At 41.1% G+C, this 15,444-nt stretch carries 15 protein-coding genes and 4 pseudogenes; 13 read left to right on the top strand and 6 right to left on the bottom strand.

Annotated features, from left to right (window positions below):
• A pseudogene (locus tag LC033_RS01590) lies at positions 1–187 on the top strand (IS3 family transposase); the annotation flags it as partial.
• Between the two features lie 321 nt (positions 188–508).
• On the opposite strand, the gene LC033_RS01595 reads toward LC033_RS01590, so the two are convergent.
• Entirely contained in the window at positions 509–1,294 is a 786-nt protein-coding gene (locus LC033_RS01595) for a carbon-nitrogen family hydrolase (protein ID WP_226566548.1), read from the bottom strand.
• Positions 1,295–1,456: 162 nt separating this feature from the next.
• Between LC033_RS01595 and LC033_RS01600 the strand changes: the two are divergent.
• A pseudogene (locus LC033_RS01600) lies at positions 1,457–1,934 on the top strand (acetylxylan esterase); the annotation flags it as partial.
• On the opposite strand, the gene LC033_RS01605 reads toward LC033_RS01600, so the two are convergent.
• On the bottom strand, positions 1,931–2,245 hold the full coding sequence (locus LC033_RS01605; RefSeq protein ID WP_226566549.1) for a hypothetical protein: 315 nt from the start codon (positions 2,243–2,245) through the stop codon (positions 1,931–1,933). The pseudogene LC033_RS01600 and the gene LC033_RS01605 sit on opposite strands and share 4 nt — an antisense overlap.
• A gap of 92 nt (positions 2,246–2,337) precedes the next feature.
• Here LC033_RS01605 and LC033_RS01610 point away from each other — a divergent pair.
• The 6 genes and pseudogenes from LC033_RS01610 to LC033_RS01635 form a co-directional block, all read left to right on the top strand.
• A pseudogene (locus LC033_RS01610) lies at positions 2,338–2,497 on the top strand (DNA polymerase beta superfamily protein); the annotation flags it as partial.
• Positions 2,487–2,651, top strand: a complete 165-nt coding sequence (locus tag LC033_RS01615) for a nucleotidyltransferase domain-containing protein (protein WP_264188593.1) — start codon at positions 2,487–2,489, stop codon at positions 2,649–2,651. The pseudogene LC033_RS01610 and the gene LC033_RS01615, both read left to right, overlap by 11 nt.
• A gap of 244 nt (positions 2,652–2,895) precedes the next feature.
• Positions 2,896–3,813: a proline dehydrogenase family protein gene (locus LC033_RS01620; RefSeq protein WP_226566551.1), complete on the top strand. Its 918-nt coding sequence runs from the start codon at positions 2,896–2,898 to the stop codon at positions 3,811–3,813.
• 23 nt (positions 3,814–3,836) lie between these two features.
• Entirely contained in the window at positions 3,837–5,384 is a 1,548-nt protein-coding gene (gene pruA, locus LC033_RS01625; protein ID WP_226566552.1) for an L-glutamate gamma-semialdehyde dehydrogenase, read from the top strand.
• A 114-nt stretch (positions 5,385–5,498) separates the two neighbouring features.
• Complete coding sequence (locus LC033_RS01630; protein WP_226566553.1) at positions 5,499–6,731, top strand: PucR family transcriptional regulator; 1,233 nt, start codon at positions 5,499–5,501, stop codon at positions 6,729–6,731.
• A gap of 165 nt (positions 6,732–6,896) precedes the next feature.
• A complete protein-coding gene (locus LC033_RS01635; RefSeq protein ID WP_264188599.1) occupies positions 6,897–7,034 on the top strand; it encodes an ArsB/NhaD family transporter in 138 nt (45 codons plus the stop codon).
• A 2-nt stretch (positions 7,035–7,036) separates the two neighbouring features.
• Here LC033_RS01635 and LC033_RS01640 read toward each other — a convergent pair.
• Positions 7,037–7,667: pseudogene (locus LC033_RS01640) on the bottom strand (transporter substrate-binding domain-containing protein).
• Positions 7,668–7,872: 205 nt separating this feature from the next.
• Here LC033_RS01640 and LC033_RS01645 point away from each other — a divergent pair.
• Together LC033_RS01645 and LC033_RS01650 are read left to right on the top strand one after the other, a co-directional pair.
• Positions 7,873–8,205 (top strand): YckD family protein, encoded by a 333-nt coding sequence (locus tag LC033_RS01645; RefSeq protein ID WP_226566555.1) that lies wholly within the window; start codon positions 7,873–7,875, stop codon positions 8,203–8,205.
• A 217-nt stretch (positions 8,206–8,422) separates the two neighbouring features.
• Positions 8,423–8,533: an AAC(3) family N-acetyltransferase gene (locus tag LC033_RS01650; protein WP_264188594.1), complete on the top strand. Its 111-nt coding sequence runs from the start codon at positions 8,423–8,425 to the stop codon at positions 8,531–8,533.
• A gap of 200 nt (positions 8,534–8,733) precedes the next feature.
• On the opposite strand, the gene comJ is transcribed toward LC033_RS01650, so the two are convergent.
• From comJ to LC033_RS01665, 3 genes are all read right to left on the bottom strand, one after another.
• Complete coding sequence (comJ, locus tag LC033_RS01655; RefSeq protein WP_226566556.1) at positions 8,734–9,120, bottom strand: competence protein ComJ; 387 nt, start codon at positions 9,118–9,120, stop codon at positions 8,734–8,736.
• 16 nt (positions 9,121–9,136) lie between these two features.
• Positions 9,137–9,382: a hypothetical protein gene (locus LC033_RS01660; protein ID WP_226566557.1), complete on the bottom strand. Its 246-nt coding sequence runs from the start codon at positions 9,380–9,382 to the stop codon at positions 9,137–9,139.
• A 127-nt stretch (positions 9,383–9,509) separates the two neighbouring features.
• Entirely contained in the window at positions 9,510–9,938 is a 429-nt protein-coding gene (locus LC033_RS01665; RefSeq protein WP_226566558.1) for a NucA/NucB deoxyribonuclease domain-containing protein, read from the bottom strand.
• A 368-nt stretch (positions 9,939–10,306) separates the two neighbouring features.
• Here LC033_RS01665 and LC033_RS01670 point away from each other — a divergent pair, with 368 nt between their 5' ends.
• The 3 genes from LC033_RS01670 to LC033_RS01680 are packed head-to-tail and all read left to right on the top strand — an operon-like array spanning position 10,307 to position 15,439.
• On the top strand, positions 10,307–12,376 hold the full coding sequence (locus tag LC033_RS01670) for a hydantoinase/oxoprolinase family protein (protein WP_226566559.1): 2,070 nt from the start codon (positions 10,307–10,309) through the stop codon (positions 12,374–12,376).
• A complete protein-coding gene (locus tag LC033_RS01675; protein WP_226566560.1) occupies positions 12,366–14,357 on the top strand; it encodes a hydantoinase B/oxoprolinase family protein in 1,992 nt (663 codons plus the stop codon). The genes LC033_RS01670 and LC033_RS01675 overlap by 11 nt, the downstream gene beginning before the upstream one ends.
• Positions 14,354–15,439, top strand: coding sequence for an ABC transporter substrate-binding protein (locus LC033_RS01680; RefSeq protein ID WP_226566561.1), 1,086 nt, complete (start codon positions 14,354–14,356; stop codon positions 15,437–15,439). Before LC033_RS01675 ends, LC033_RS01680 begins: the two co-directional genes overlap by 4 nt.
• Positions 15,440–15,444 lie beyond the last annotated feature (5 nt).

A 15,444-nucleotide genomic window follows, 5' to 3' on the forward strand; every position in this document is an offset into this window, starting at 1 on the left:
GCCTCCATCGAATCGTTCCATTCCTCACTAAAGTCTGAAACGTTCTATCTTAACAGGATTGATCGAACTACGACCAACATCGTAGAACGCACTGTCAAAGAATACATTTATTATTATAAACAACATTCGTATTCAAACAAAACTAAACAACCAATCACCGATAAACTATCGGCAATTGGCTGTATAAAGGTGTTTTGATCCCTGTCTCAAAAACGGGGGTCAGTCCCGTCTGAGGTAGACTTTTTTCTATTGATATAAGAATCACCCCGTGAGCTAGAAAGGCTTTTACTTGCTGGGAAGCTGTATCTGGCTATCCTATCTCTTCCTGTCAAACACGAACAATTGAAAATGAAGCAAATGCTGACAGAGCTCCTCCTTCTTTTTTTCCAAAAACCGCTTATGTAGAAGAACGGTATTTAACGAAAGCCGTTCAAGCACTAATGGACCTTTCATCAAGCGAGTTAAACAAACGTTTAATCAAATACAGAAAGCTGGTTGTCCCTTGCTTCTAATATACATCCAGACGTTGATCCGTCATGACAGGAATTTGTTTTCTCACTTCATCAACTAGCTGAAGGTCAATTTCTGCATAATAAATGTCTTCTTCATCGTTTGTCTCAAGCAGTATACGGCCAAGTGGGTCAATCACCATGGAATGTCCAGGAAATTTAGTGTCTTTACTTGTGCCCGTCCGGTTGACAGCAATCATAAAAGACTGGTTTTCGATCGCTCTTGCGATGAGCAGGCTGCGCCAATGATCCACTCTTGCTGACGGCCATTGGGCGGTATTGACGAGCACTTTCGCTCCTTTGTTTACAAGTGTTCTCGAAAGTTGCGGGAAGCGAAGGTCATAGCAGATCATCGCGCCGATCTTCACATGTTCATGATAGGTAAATAAACCAAGCTGATCACCAGCGGTTAAATAGTTGTGCTCATCCATTAAGCGGAATAAATGAATTTTGTCATAATCTAACACAAGCTCGCCTTGGCGGTTAAACACATACATCGTGTTGGTGATGTCTTCATTTTCTGCCCGTTTATTTAGTATACTTCCTGCGATGAGATACACTTGGTGATTGCGGGCAAAGGAAGAGAAGAGATGTTTTGTGCGTTCGCCGTTTACATCGGCAAGCTGATCTGCCTGTTCTAATGCATATCCTGTATTCCACATTTCTGGTAAAATAATCATATCAGGCTGTTGACGCATCGCTTCTTCTAGAAACGCCTCTGCTTTCTTAAAGTTTACATCAGGTTTTCCAATTTGTACGTCCATTTGGACAAGGGCGATGTTCATGTCGATTCCTCCTTCTTTCTCTTGCGTGTAATTGTTGGTAGATATTTCCTGATGTCATCTATGCATCAAGCCAGTTTCTTAATCATAAAGGTTTCTGTCACCTTTGCCAATAGAAATGTCAGAAGGTTTTGTCTATAGCACATCGAAAATGGCTTTCTATCTATCGGTGTGATTGGTGGGAGTCAGAGGGGCGCATTAGCGATTGCAGCTACGACACTTTCAGACATTCCAAAGGCCGTTGCGGCTAATTACCCATACTTATCAAACTTTGAGCGTGCAGTGGATGTGGCTTTGGAGCAGCCTTATTTAGAAATTAATTCATACTTTCGAAGAAACAGTGATCCAGAAGCCGAAGAAAAGGCATTTGAGACATTAAGTAAGCTACTTTGATTTAATCAATTTAGCAGGTTGAGTGAACCAGCCATCATTGATGTCGATCGGTCTTGATGACAAAGTGACACCACCATCCACTGTGTTTGCGGCATACAATCATTTAGAGACAGAGGAAGAGCTGATGGTTTATCGGTATTTTGGTCATGAGTTTATACCGGCTTTTCAAACAGAGAAGCTGTCCTTTTTACAAAAGTATTTGCTGAAAAAAAAGAAAGGGGCCGCTCAGGGTGAGGGCCTCTTTTTTTAATAACTCGTATTCTGTCTCGTTTTTTCATCAGGCACTAACGCCGTGATGATGAGGACAAGGGCTGTGATGATATGAAGGATAAATCCGACAATTGGAATCCAGGCTAGGCACGATGTGACAATTCCGACGATACTTCCAATCATTGGTCCGTGGTCTTGCTTCGACAAGCCGAGTGTGATAATATGCAGAATCAGCATGACCATGAGCGGTGTATAGCCATTGCTGATGACAAATAGTCCTCCAATCACGGGGATGGCAAGGCAGGCTTCAAAAATCCCAGTAATCCATTTCATAATCCGAGATATAGACATCAGGTCCAACTCCTTTTTCATATATGCCTTATTCGTATTTTCCCAAAATGTGAAGAAGTCATGCAGATTTCTAAAGAAAGAGTTGATTGAAAATGAGAAACAGGATCAAGGAAGAGCTGAAAATCATTGAAGAAACATATGACGTAAAGATTTGCCTTGCAGTCGAATCAGGCGTGGGGGTTCCCTTCGACGGATAGTGATTATTATGATGTTCGTTTTTTATACGTTAACTGTTCCTCCTATGGATTTACAAGAAATGCTACTTGTGGAGGATGAACCGCTTTTAGCAGAGATTCATGAACTGCTAAAACGCAAAATGGAAGGAAAAGAAATGGTTGTAGAGAATCGTCTCGCCTATGTTCCCCCTTTATCGACAAAGAGCTGGCTCTTTTTCAAGATTTGGTGAAAAGCTACAAACAGCCGAAAGACAATCTAACGTAAGAATTTAATGAGTTACTTCAGTCTACCCTTGATGAGGTGTGGGCATAAGCGAGGAAGAGCCAGTTGATTAGCGGCAGTCTCTTTTTTATCTCTTATTGTGATAAAACCACAAAAAAAGTCAGAATTTTTGTCACCTTCAAATATTGTAGCGGACAGCTTATGAGCTTTACAATAAAGACATAGCTTACAAAGAGTGGGAGGTGCCCTTTATGGAGTCGGTCACAAGAAATTTCTTCTTGGTTTTGTCAAAGAACAGTCTCTTGAACCATATCGCTCGTAATTGGGGAAGTGCTGTTGCATCAAAGAAAATCATCGGGGGGAAAGATTTTGATAGTGCCGTCCCTGTGATTAAACGATTAAATGATCAAGGAATGGCGGTGACAGTCGATCACCTTGGTGAGTTTGTCACAAAGGCTGAGATTGCAAATGAGCGGACGAATGAGTGTATTCAAACCATTCAGCGAATTGCTGAGGCCAAACTCAATTCCCACGTATCACTCAAAATGACGTCACTTGGACTAGATATTGATGATGACCTTGTGTATCGCAATATGAGAAGCATATTAGATACCGCAGAGAAACATCGTATCATGGTGACAATTGATATGGAGGATGAACAGCGCTGTCAAAAAACGCTGGACATTTTTAAAGAGATGAAATCTCAATATGAGTATGTTAGTACGGTTCTTCAGGCGTATTTGTACAGAACAGAAAAAGATATTGATGACCTAAATGAGTTACAGCCATTTTTAAGACTTGTAAAGGGTGCCTATAAGGAATCCGCCGAAGTGGCGTATTCAAACAAAAAAGATGTCGATCGGAATTATAAGAAGCTGATCGAAAAGCAATTACTGTCAGGGAACTATACAGCCATTGCGACACATGACGATCAAATGATAGAGTTCACGAAAAATATTGTGAAAAAACACAATATACAGACAAATCAACTTGAATTTCAAATGCTGTATGGCATGAGATCAGAAACGCAGCAAGCGCTTGTGAAAGAAGGCTATCAAATGAGGGTCTATACACCGTATGGACGAGAGTGGTATGGCTACTACATGAGACGTCTTGCAGAACGACCGGCAAACATTGCATTTGCTTTAAAAGGGATGACGAGAAAATAATTTGAAACGGGAGCGTGACAAAAATGACAACACCTTACAAGCATGAACCATTTACGGATTTTAGCCAGGCAGAAAACCGCCAAGTGTTTGAACAAGCATTAGCAAAAGTAACAGAATCTCTTGGTCAAACATATCCGCTAGTGATTAACGGAGAAAGAATCGAAACAAAAGACAAGATTGTATCAATCAATCCGGCAAAAAAGGATGAAGTCGTTGGAACCGTGTCAAAGGCTGGGAAGGAAGAGGCAGAACAAGCGGTTCAAGCTGCCGCAAAAGCATTTGAAACATGGCGCTATACCTCTCCAGAAGAAAGAGCAGGCGTGCTATTCCGTGCAGCTGCAAGCATTCGCCGTAAAAAGCATGAGTACTCGGCACTTCTTGTCAAAGAAGCAGGGAAACCATGGAATGAAGCGGATGCAGATACAGCAGAAGCGATTGACTTTCTAGAGTATTATGCCCGCCAAATGCTAGAGCTGGCCAAAGGTAAACCTGTTAACAGCCGTGAAGGCGAACGAAATCAATACGTATACACACCAACTGGCGTGACGCTCGTGATTCCGCCATGGAATTTCTTATTTGCGATCATGGCAGGAACAACAGTAGCCCCAATCGTAACGGGGAATACAGTCGTATTAAAACCAGCAAGTGCTACCCCTGTCATCGCTGCTCGTTTTGTTGAAGAGCTTGAGCAAGCAGGTCTTCCAAAGGGTGTTGTGAACTTTGTACCAGGAAGCGGAGCAGAAGTGGGAGATTACTTAGTCGATCATCCGAAAACAAGCCTCATTACATTCACTGGGTCGAGAGAGGTAGGTACGCGTATCTTTGAACGCGCGGCAAAAGTTCAGCCAGGACAGCAGCATTTAAAACGTGTGATTGCTGAAATGGGCGGCAAGGATACTGTTGTTGTAGATGAGGATGCCGATGTGGAACTAGCAGCTAACGCTATTTTTGCATCAGCGTTCGGGTTTTCAGGTCAGAAATGTTCGGCTGGATCTCGCGCTGTCGTACATGAGAAGCTGTATGATCAAGTGATCGAGCGAGTGAAGGAAATCACCGAAATGAAAACAACAGCTAATCCATTATCTGCTGATGTCTACATGGGACCTGTTATTGATCAGGCTTCTTTTGACAAGATTAAGGAGTATATCGATGTTGGCAAGCAGGAAGGTCGCTTAGTCACCGGCGGAACGAGTGACGATTCTGAAGGATACTTCATCCATCCAACCATTTTTGCAGATCTCGAGCCAACATCTCGCTTAATGCAAGAAGAAATCTTTGGACCTGTATTGGCCTTCTCAAAAGTTTCAAGCTTTGATGAAGCACTTAAAGTAGCCAACAACACTGAATACGGTTTGACAGGTGCTGTCATTACAAATAACCGTGATCACATCAACCGTGCTAAGCAGGAGTTCCATGTGGGGAATCTTTACTTTAACCGTAACTGTACAGGGGCAATTGTGGGATACCACCCATTCGGCGGCTTCAAAATGTCAGGAACAGATTCAAAAGCAGGCGGTCCAGATTACCTCGCTTTACACATGCAGGCGAAAACGATTAGTGAAATGTTTTAATATGGAAAAGCATGAACCTGTAAAGGTGGGTTCATGCTTTTTTTACCTGTTTCTATACAAATCTGACTAGAAAGCAGTATGATGAATGTATCACTTAATCAGGGAGAAATCGGTATGGAAGAGATATTAGAAAAGCTTCATACATTTTTTGATGTCGATAAATTAATTGCATTTATTAGCGGCTATTTAAAAAAACCAGTCATTTTAGAAAGCACAGAATGTCAGCTGCTTGCTTATAATTCTTATAGCATTCAGCAGTTTGATCCAGTCAATCAGCAAACGATTTTCTCAAAGGAATGCCCGGGAGCTGTGGTCGATTGGCTAAAAAAAACAGGGGTAATGGAGAGGCTGTATACAGATTCAAATCCTTTTTATGTAAGTGGTCATGATGAGCTCGGTTTTAATCGACGGGTGGCTGTGAGTGCAAAACACAAACAAGAGATTGTTGGATTTATTTGGGTGCAGGACATTGAGGATTCTCTCTCCCAGGAGGAGCTGCAATTTTTACACGAGGCGTCCTTTCAGGTTGGAAAAGTTATTTATAAAAATAAGAAACAGATGGAGACAAAGGAAGGCAAGATTGAAGAATTTTTCAAAAAGGTCATGGATGATCATTTTTATACAGAAGAAGAACTAAAATGGGAAGCTGAGAACTTAAGCATTCCACTTCCAGCTGTATTTACTGTCATGGTTGTCCACGCCGCCGATAACAAAAGTGAGACGGCAGAAGATGTCAAGGATGTGATTAGAACCTATTTGCAGCTAGAAGATAAGGTCAATCACGTCTATTCCGTTCAAGCAGACATCGTTGTCATATTAGGCAGTCTGTCAGACCGCCACTCACCGAAAGCAACTGCCGCTGATGTTATCACTCATCTCCAATCGAAAACTCATTCACATCCATCCCCTTTGTATATTGGGATGGGAAGGGAATATCGAGATGTCATGAAAATGAGTACAAGTCGATTTGAAGCGATAGAGGTCGTGAAGGCAGTGAAAATTGTCGGGGGACAAGAACTTATTCCATATGATTATGAGAATTTGGGAGTTTTCCGTTTCTTAGACTCCATTTATAGCCACCAAAAGAAGAAAAACGACTATAATCCAGATTTGTTACGTTTGAAGGAAAAAGACCGCGATAGCCAAACATCTTTTTTAAAAACCCTTGAGGTTTACTTATTAAATAATTGCAAACTAAAGCCAGCGGCGGAGCAGTTGTTTATTCATCAAAATACATTAAACTATCGAATGAAACAAATCTTTGATATGACCTCAATTGATTTGAGTCATTTTAGCCAGAGATGTGAGTTATTTATCGAATTGATGCTGATGAAAAAAGATCAATAAACATGGAAGCCGCAGGTGCACGAGATCACCTGCCGATTTTCATGTGAGATGCGAAAATGTCATACAATCGCTAAGTTTCGTTGTATGATAAATAAAGTTTTTATGAGGAAAGTGAAAGGAGCTCACCCTTTTGGATCAGTCACCTTGACCATCTTGATTTTCATCATGACCCTCGTCCTTGTCATTTGGCAGCCAGGACGTGCAACCATTGGATGGTCAGCATGTAGATGGCCATTCTTGCCCTTGCCTGTGGTGTCGTTCATCTGGTTGAAGTCTGGGAAGTCACACAATTGGAAATGTTGACATCAGCATCCAATTTCTTTTGAGACGTTGGCATTGTTAAATAATTTCTCAGAAATCTTTTTCATGGTTCCGTTTTTTTCACGACAAACCCTTGTTCATTCGGCATGTATTTTAAGTCAGGGTGAATGATGAAATTTAATTTAGGGAATGCAGCAAGAGCCAGTGTTTGCAAGTAGTAGTCATTCAGAATGACATCTGTTCGGCCATTCGCTACATCCTTTAATTATTGCTCGTTTGTGGCATTATCATAAATGACTTCCTTTGCACCGTGCTTATGGGCGACATCCATGTAAATGGTCGTTACAGCACCTGCTGCTTTCTTTCCTTTTAAATCCTTTAGGTTCTAATACCAGACAAATCACCTTTCCGTACGATAGCCGTTAATATTTATAAGGAGTTGAAAATGTGAACTTATCCTTCCCGTCATCTGTGATGTCGATATCGTTTGCTGCGGCATCCACTTGACTTCAGAATGAATGGCGATCAGCATACAATCAAAGCCCATTTCCTTAAATTCCTCTTTGTCGTCAAGGCGTTTAAAAGCTTCTTTGACACTTCGACTTCATAGCTAGTCAACCAGCTAGATTGACTGCAAGCAGACATGACAAGTATGAAAGCAGACACAACAAGCATCACCCATATAGGTTTTCTATGATAAAAACGACTCATTTAAGAATCCTCCTCTATTTTTACATAGCACTTTTTCGGTTAGGACAACGTTTTCAGACGAAAAGCAAAAAAATAAGAATATTATGTGCAATTCGATGGTGTGTGAAATAATGTATAAAAAAGGAAAGTGCGTGCAAAATAAAATTGAATAAAGGAGGGATCAACAGAGATGAAAAAAATAAGTGGCTTGATCATGTTATCGATGATGCTATTATTTGGTTTGCAGATGGAAAAGGCTCACGGAGAAACACCTCAAATGGAAAAGCGTCCTGTGACGCATCAAGTAAAATTAACGACAGAACAACAAAAACAAATTGAAGGGCTTGAGCAGCAAATTCTTTCTAAACGAAAAGAAGTCATTGAAAAATATGTTCAGTATGGTGTGTTAACAAAGGAACAAGGCACACATATCACGAAAAGAATGGATGAACATTACAATCACTTAAAAAATAACGGGTTTGTTCCATTACTGAAAAAGCCAAAGCACCATCGACCATCATGATGAAACCGGCAGCAAGGTGTCGGTTTTTTTGTTGTTTATTAATCAAATGTGTTTTTTTAGAAGGTGAGGGTCTCACCTCTTTAGGAACGAAAATGGTTTGATCTACACGTTGCTCTAGAATGTAAGCTTCTAGTGCAAATCTTGTATCGGCTTATCACACCAATTTGAATCATCATGCTCTTCCTTATGGTTTTGGGAAAAATCCCCCCTTGGCCGCATGAATTATCTCGATGCAACAGTGCTGCTGATTGGTACGTCATTTGAGAGTCATACAGCCTTTCACTTAGCTCAGTATAAAATCTGTCAGCAAGACCTCATGACAAGATGAGCCCCTATTTTAGAAAATGGGTCGAGGGTGTGGAAAGAATATCAAGATATCACAAGAGAAGAATTATTTGATCAGATCGGTCAGGATTTTATACATTCCTGATGTACCCATTATCGAGGTCAAATCGGGCTGGCCAATTCGTATTTATTGCTATGAGGGAATCGGTAGACTTTGCGGAAAAATGGCTTGATCGTTATGGTCTACTCAGTCTGAAAATTAAAATAATAGAGATCTTGATCAGGATGATGTGATGTATAGCAAGTGAGCTGATAGTCTCCTTTTGGAATGGAGAAAGATAGCACCTGTGCCATGACGCTTGTCATATGAATCTGATCGCTTGAATGTGTAAATGGCACCGTTATGGCTCTATGAACGGATACTGGGGGCTCCTTGCTATTTAATGTCACGATAATAGAAGCCTTTCCATTGTTGATGGCTTCAAAAGAAACACCTTGATCTCCAGTTGCGAATCCTTGATGAATGGCATCATCTGACCAATCAATAACAGGGGGTACCTCGCTTCCAGCGTATACGGTGATTTGGTGATAGGAGATAGACAGGGAATATGTTTGGTTTAAATCATTCATATAAAAAACTCCTTTATTAGTGGATTCTGTTCAGCAAGTTATATCGTTGAAAAATAGTAATTGTATCACCTGTATAGTCGGCTAATTGGTCAACCAATGTGACATGGTCATTGATTTGGGTATACCCGCTGTAAAGCTTGTCATCTTTTATTTGCCATGAGCCATCAATCTTTTCATTTAGATCGGCGTATCCTAGTTTTAAATTCCCTTTTGCTTTTTCAGTGGCCATTTGCTTAATGTTCTCTGTCATTTCGCAATTCATGCTTCTTCACTCCTTTTAGGTAAAAGATAGGATATCCCTCCTTAAGGATTATCGGCATGAAAAAGATGTTTGAAATACCTGCATGCAGTTACGCGAAAATTTTTTAGTGTAGAAAAAATAAAAGATGCTATTCAATGATAAATTGAATTCTTGTACCATCAGGGTCATCTGACAATTGATGACTCACCCAAGAGCCTGCCCCCCTGTTATCTGAGGGACGTACATATTTCACAGAAGCCCCTGTTCCTCCTTCTTTACACATCGCCATTGGCCATTCGTCCCGGTCAAATCCATGCTTTGTTGGAATGCCATGAAGTGATCGATCTCTCTGTTCATCGCTATTTTTACGATCAACCGTACAAATGGATGAATGGCCTTCATCAACGGCTTCTTCTATGTGTTTCGCTGTTTCTGGATAACGATCTGACGGAAAGTGTATGGTTTTGTCATAAGATGAATTCGTCGTCTCTTGTTTACTTTGCTCTAGCTGGAAATAGCCTGTTGCTACACCAATAACAATGAATAAAAGCAGGAGAATGGTTTTAAGAAGTTTCATAGATGCTTAGCTCTCTTTCTTTTGTGTATTTTGTAAACAGAAGTATAGCAGAATTACTTACCAATTTCTTCTGGTTTTGAAAAAACGTCTTTTAAAGTTCGAAATACGTATTTTCCCCGTTTTGTTCTGGTTTCATATTTGTATAAAATCATAATAATTTTAATTTTGCTGATGATAAAACGGTTATGAATATGCAAAATAGCTTTATTACGGGTTTTTTGGCTTATTTCACGATTTTAACACACCAGAAATTTTAAAAAATAAAATTGACTAGACCGATATGCTTTAATAATATGGAGTCAAATATCAAAAAAATGTCGTAATTTATCAAAATATGATTCTATTTACATTGCAGGAGGGAAGTACATATGGCGGATATCTCTTATCGGCTTGGAATAGACATAGGTGGAACATTTACTGATTTATTGCTGATGAATGAAGCAACAGGGGAGCTAACTGAACTCAAGACACCTACAGTGACAGATGACCCAGCCCAGGGAATTATCAATGGGCTAAACCTTCTAAAAGAAAGAGGTGTCAATTTATCCAAAATCCAATATCTCGTACATGGGATGACAATAGGCCTTAATACATTATTGCAGCGAAAAGGAGCGGATTTGGCCCTTTTTGTGACGGAAGGTTTTCAAGATATTTTGTCCTTACAACGTTTACGTTTACCCATTCCTTATGACTTCAATTCTCGTTTACCAGAACCATTGATACCACGAAAGCATGTATACCCAATCTCTGAGAGGTTGTTACATGATGGTACGATTAAAAAACCTCTTCATCTGCAGCAATTAGATGATGCTGTACAGCAAGTCATCTCTAAAAAGCTCGAAGGTATCGTCATTTCTTTTTTACATAGTTATCAAAATCCAGTTCATGAATTACAGGCAAAAGCCTATATCAACCACCATTACCCTCAGTTAGAAGTCATTACTTCTTCAGAATTATGGCCAGAAATGAGGGAATACGAGCGTACAGTGATGTCTGTTGTGAATTTGTACATTCAACCAAAGGTGAAACAGTATTTACAAACATTGAAAAGTCGCTTGAAAGAAGAAGGTGTACCAATTTCTCCATACATTACCCAATCAAATGGTGGTTTAATGAATGCAGAAAGTGCAGCAACCTCACCCATTAAAACGCTTTTTTCTGGTCCGGCAGCTGGTGTCATTGGTGCGGCAAAAATCGCAGCATCTACGAACGAATCCAATTTGATTACTTTTGATGTTGGGGGTACGAGTGCGGATATCTCGATTATTCAAAATAGGCAGCCTACAATGACCCAATCAAGTCAGCTTTCAGGCTTTCCTATCATTCTTCCATCTGTTGCGATGTATTCAATTGGGGCAGGTGGAGGTTCTGTAGCGTGGATTGATCAGGGTGGGCTGTTAAAGGCAGGTCCGGAATCAGTTGGTTCCCACCCTGGCCCAGCTTCGTATGGAAAGGGAAAGAAAGCAGCTTTAACTGATGCGTTTCTCATATGCGGTTATCTCAATGAGGATCGTTTTGCAGGCGGCCATTTACAATTGCAGCTGTCTGCAGCGAAGTTGGCCTTTCAACCAGTTGCTGATGAGCTGAATATAACGGTCGAACAGGCGGCTGACCAGCTCATTCAAGTGGCTGTAGCCAATATGTACACTGAACTAAGCAATGTCATGGAGCAGCAGGGGTTTGACCCTAGGGATTTTAGTTTGCTAGCATTTGGCGGCGCAGGACCCGTTGTAGCAAATTTCCTTGCCAGAGAAATTCATGCGAAAAATGTGGTCGTTCCTCAAAGCGCTGGTACATTATGTGCGCTAGGTGCGCTAACAGCTGATTTTATTCATGATGCTGTGTTGTCCAAGAAAATATGCTTACAAGACTATACAATTGACCAATTAAAACAAGATTATGAAATGCTTTCGTGTAGAGCAACTGATTGGTTCAGTCAGCAACACATTCAACATATCAAAGAGACATCCATTCTGTTATTGGCGGACGCACGCTATCAAGGGCAAGCATTTGAGATTGAATTGCCATTATCGGCTGATTGGCTGAAGCAAGAACAAAATATCCATCAGCTCACTGAAGCATTTCACAAACTGCATAAACGTCAATATGGACATAGAGATGATCAGGCAAAAATTGAGTTTACTCATTTACGAGTTCGAGTCATAGGCGAGACGCCGTCGCTACCTTTCTCACCTGTTCATGAAAGCATCGGACAGTCTTTAACACCACATGAATATAGACGTATCTTTATAGAAGAAAAAGAGTACAAAGCATCTGTTTACAACCGGAGAACTCTGCCAGTAGGTTCTGTCGTGAATGGACCTGCCGTTATTGAGCAGGATGATACAACAACAATGATTTTGCCAAACTGGGTAGGAAGCATAGACCATTCTGGAAACTTGGTGATTTCATGGGAGGTGGATTTACATGAAAACTGATCCAGCAAAGCTTGAGATGATGCGTAGTTATTTTAATGCGATTGCATCAGGCATGGGACATATTATTGAGCGAACGTCATTTACGACCTTCGTAAAAGAATCTGCTGATTTTGGGACAGCATTAGCCACGCCGTCTGGGGATTTCTTTGTTTATCCGAAGACAGTCGGTGTGACAATCTTTTTAGGGCTGAGTCTAAAAAAGACGATTGAAGAAAGCGGGCCGATGCAGCCTGGTGATATTATCATCACAAATGATCCTTATACGACAGATGGTTTAGCAACTCACCTTCCAGATGTTCATATCATTAAACCCATTTTCATAGATGATGAAATCGTGAGCTATGCTTGGTCTTTTGTCCATGTAAGTGATGTGGGCGGTCTTGTGCCTTCGAGTATTTCACCTACTGCGACGGATGTTCATCAAGAAGGATTAAGAATCCCGCCAGTGAAAATTTATGAGGCGGGGAAAGAGAATCAGGTGGTTCGTACCTTTCTAAGAGCAAATAGCCGGGCCAGTCATTTAAATGATGGAGATATCAATGCGATGATTGCTGCAGTCAATACAGCAGATATTCGGTTAAAAGAAATGATCGAGAAATTTGGGGAAAACGAAGTGAAGCAAGGAATGCTCGACCTGTTGAAGCAAGCCGCGGATCGTGCAGGAAAGGTTATTGATGCCATTCCAGATGGAACGAGTGAATTCGCTGATTATTTAGATGATGATATGATATCGAACGTGCCTATCCGATTAAAAATCAAGTTAACGGTCAAAGGAAAACAGCTGACTCTGGACTTTTCTGAGTGTGACCCACAAGTAAAGACAGCTTTTAACCTTGTCACCAACGGTCAGGAGCATTCCTTCCTATATCAAGGGTTGATTAATTACATCATTAGTAAAGATCCGTTTATACCGATTAATGGTGGAATTACGTATCCAATAGAAGTTATTTCTCCTAAAGGAACGCTTGTGCATCCAGAATATCCGGCCTCTGTCGGTATTCGGCATTCAATTACAATGAGGCTGTACAATGTTGTTTTAGGTGCAATTGGAAAGCTGTTACCTGAAGCAGTACCAGCAGCAGGCGCAGGTCAATCCGCTATTGTTGTTCTCTCTGTTCCTGATGATCAAACAGGGGGCAGGAAAATGTCCGTTGTCGAACCACTAGGCGGAGGCGGCGGTGCTCAACAAGGTGCTGATGGAGTTGATGGTATCGATCATTCATCAGGGTTTTTAAAGAATACACCTATTGAGAGCTTGGAACAGCATATCGATATTCATGTTCACCGATATGAGTTCTTACCGAACACAGGTGGAGCGGGAGAGAATAGAGGCGGACATGCCATTTGTTTAGAATTTGAAGTAATAAAGCCTGAATCGATGGTGACAGCACGAGGGATGGAACGGATGAAATTCCAACCTTGGGGATTTATGGGCGGCCGGGCAGGAGCAGTTGGTGAGGTGAAAAAAATCACACCAAATGGAGAAAAACAAAACCAGTCAAAAATTGATGTCCTGCGTCTTGAAAAAGGTGATATTGTTCAATTGATTTCACCAAGTGGTGGAGGCTGGGGGAATCCATTTGCTAGAAAGAAAGAAACAGTGCTTCAGGAAGTGGAAGAAGGTCTTTTGAGTGAAGAAAGAGCGCTTCAGCAATATGGCGTCAAAGTTTATTTAGACCACAATGAATGGAAAATTGACGAAGAGCAGACCAGCAGGCTTCGCGAAAAGGTCTATAATGAAGTATTTACTGACGTCGTGTGGGATTTTGGAAACGAACGAGCAGCTTATGAGAAAGTATGGACAGGCGAAGCCAGCAGCGAACTTGCCGTTCAGCTTCGTTCATACCTACCTAATGAACGTACGCGCTATAAGCATGCGGTTCATGACTATTTTAGACATAGAGATGAACCGTTATCAAAGGCGGATATTGTGAAGGCACTTGACCAAATGAATCAACAAAAAGGGGGAAATGAATCATGAAAAGAAGATTAATCACCATGTTTGCAGGCATCCTATCAATGGTTCTGTTATTGACTGCTTGCGCTGGAAATGGACAGGATCAAAGCAAGCAACAGCAGACTGTCATCGTTGGTGTATACGGTGGTGATTGGGAAAAGAATATAAAGCCAATTTTTGAAACGTTTGAAGAAGATACTGGAATTAAAGTTCAAACCGTCTCTGGGGCAGATTCGGAATGGTTTACGAAATTAAAAGCATCAAATGGTAAAAATCCACCGTATGATTTGCTCATTTTACAGCCTGATACGATTCAAAGAGGCATTGCAGCAAACGTTCTTGAGTCCATTGACGAAGATCAAGTACCGAACGTGAAAAAACTTTATCGTTCTGTTCAAAAAAAGCTCACTGTTGATGGAAAACAATATGCAGCAGGCTTTAGTATGGGCCAGCTAGGGATTGCTTATAGAAAAGACCTTGTAAAGCAGGAACCAAATAGCTGGACAGACCTATGGAGCAGTCAGCTTAAAGGGAAAATTGCCATTTCTTCGCCAACCTATTCAGCCGGCTTGCAATTTTTCTCTGCACTTGTTCACGCTCAAGGGGGGATAGAGTCAAATCCTAAGGATATTGATAAAGCATTTAAAAGCCTAGCACAATTAAAAGGGCATGTAGCTGCTTTCCCAGATAACCCAGGGTCTATTCAAACCTTGTTAGAACGTGGTGACGTTGCGGCAGTTCCATATTGGGATGGTCGAGTATTTGCACTTGAAGAAGAAGGAATGGATATTGGTTTCTCCTATCCGAAGGAGGGCGCTGTTGCAGCTGTCGCGAGCTGGGCGTTAACGAAGGGAAGCCAGCATGAGGAAGCAGCTTATAAACTATTAAACTACTTAAGTGGAAAAGAAGCTCAGGAGTCTTTCTCTGAAAAATCTTACTATGGTATGTCGAATTCTGATGTGAAATACGGGGACAAGATTAAGGGAAAAGTGAAGGTTGGAGAGAATTATTATAGTAAGCTTACTTGGGTAGATTACGAAACAGCGACTTCAGAGCTTGGTAATTGGACAAATCGATGGAACGAAGTATTAGGCGGAGGAAAATAGGTGAT

The sequence above is a fragment of the Bacillus stratosphericus genome (genome assembly GCF_020524495.1).
In the GTDB taxonomy this organism is placed as follows: domain Bacteria; phylum Bacillota; class Bacilli; order Bacillales; family Bacillaceae; genus Bacillus; species Bacillus stratosphericus_B.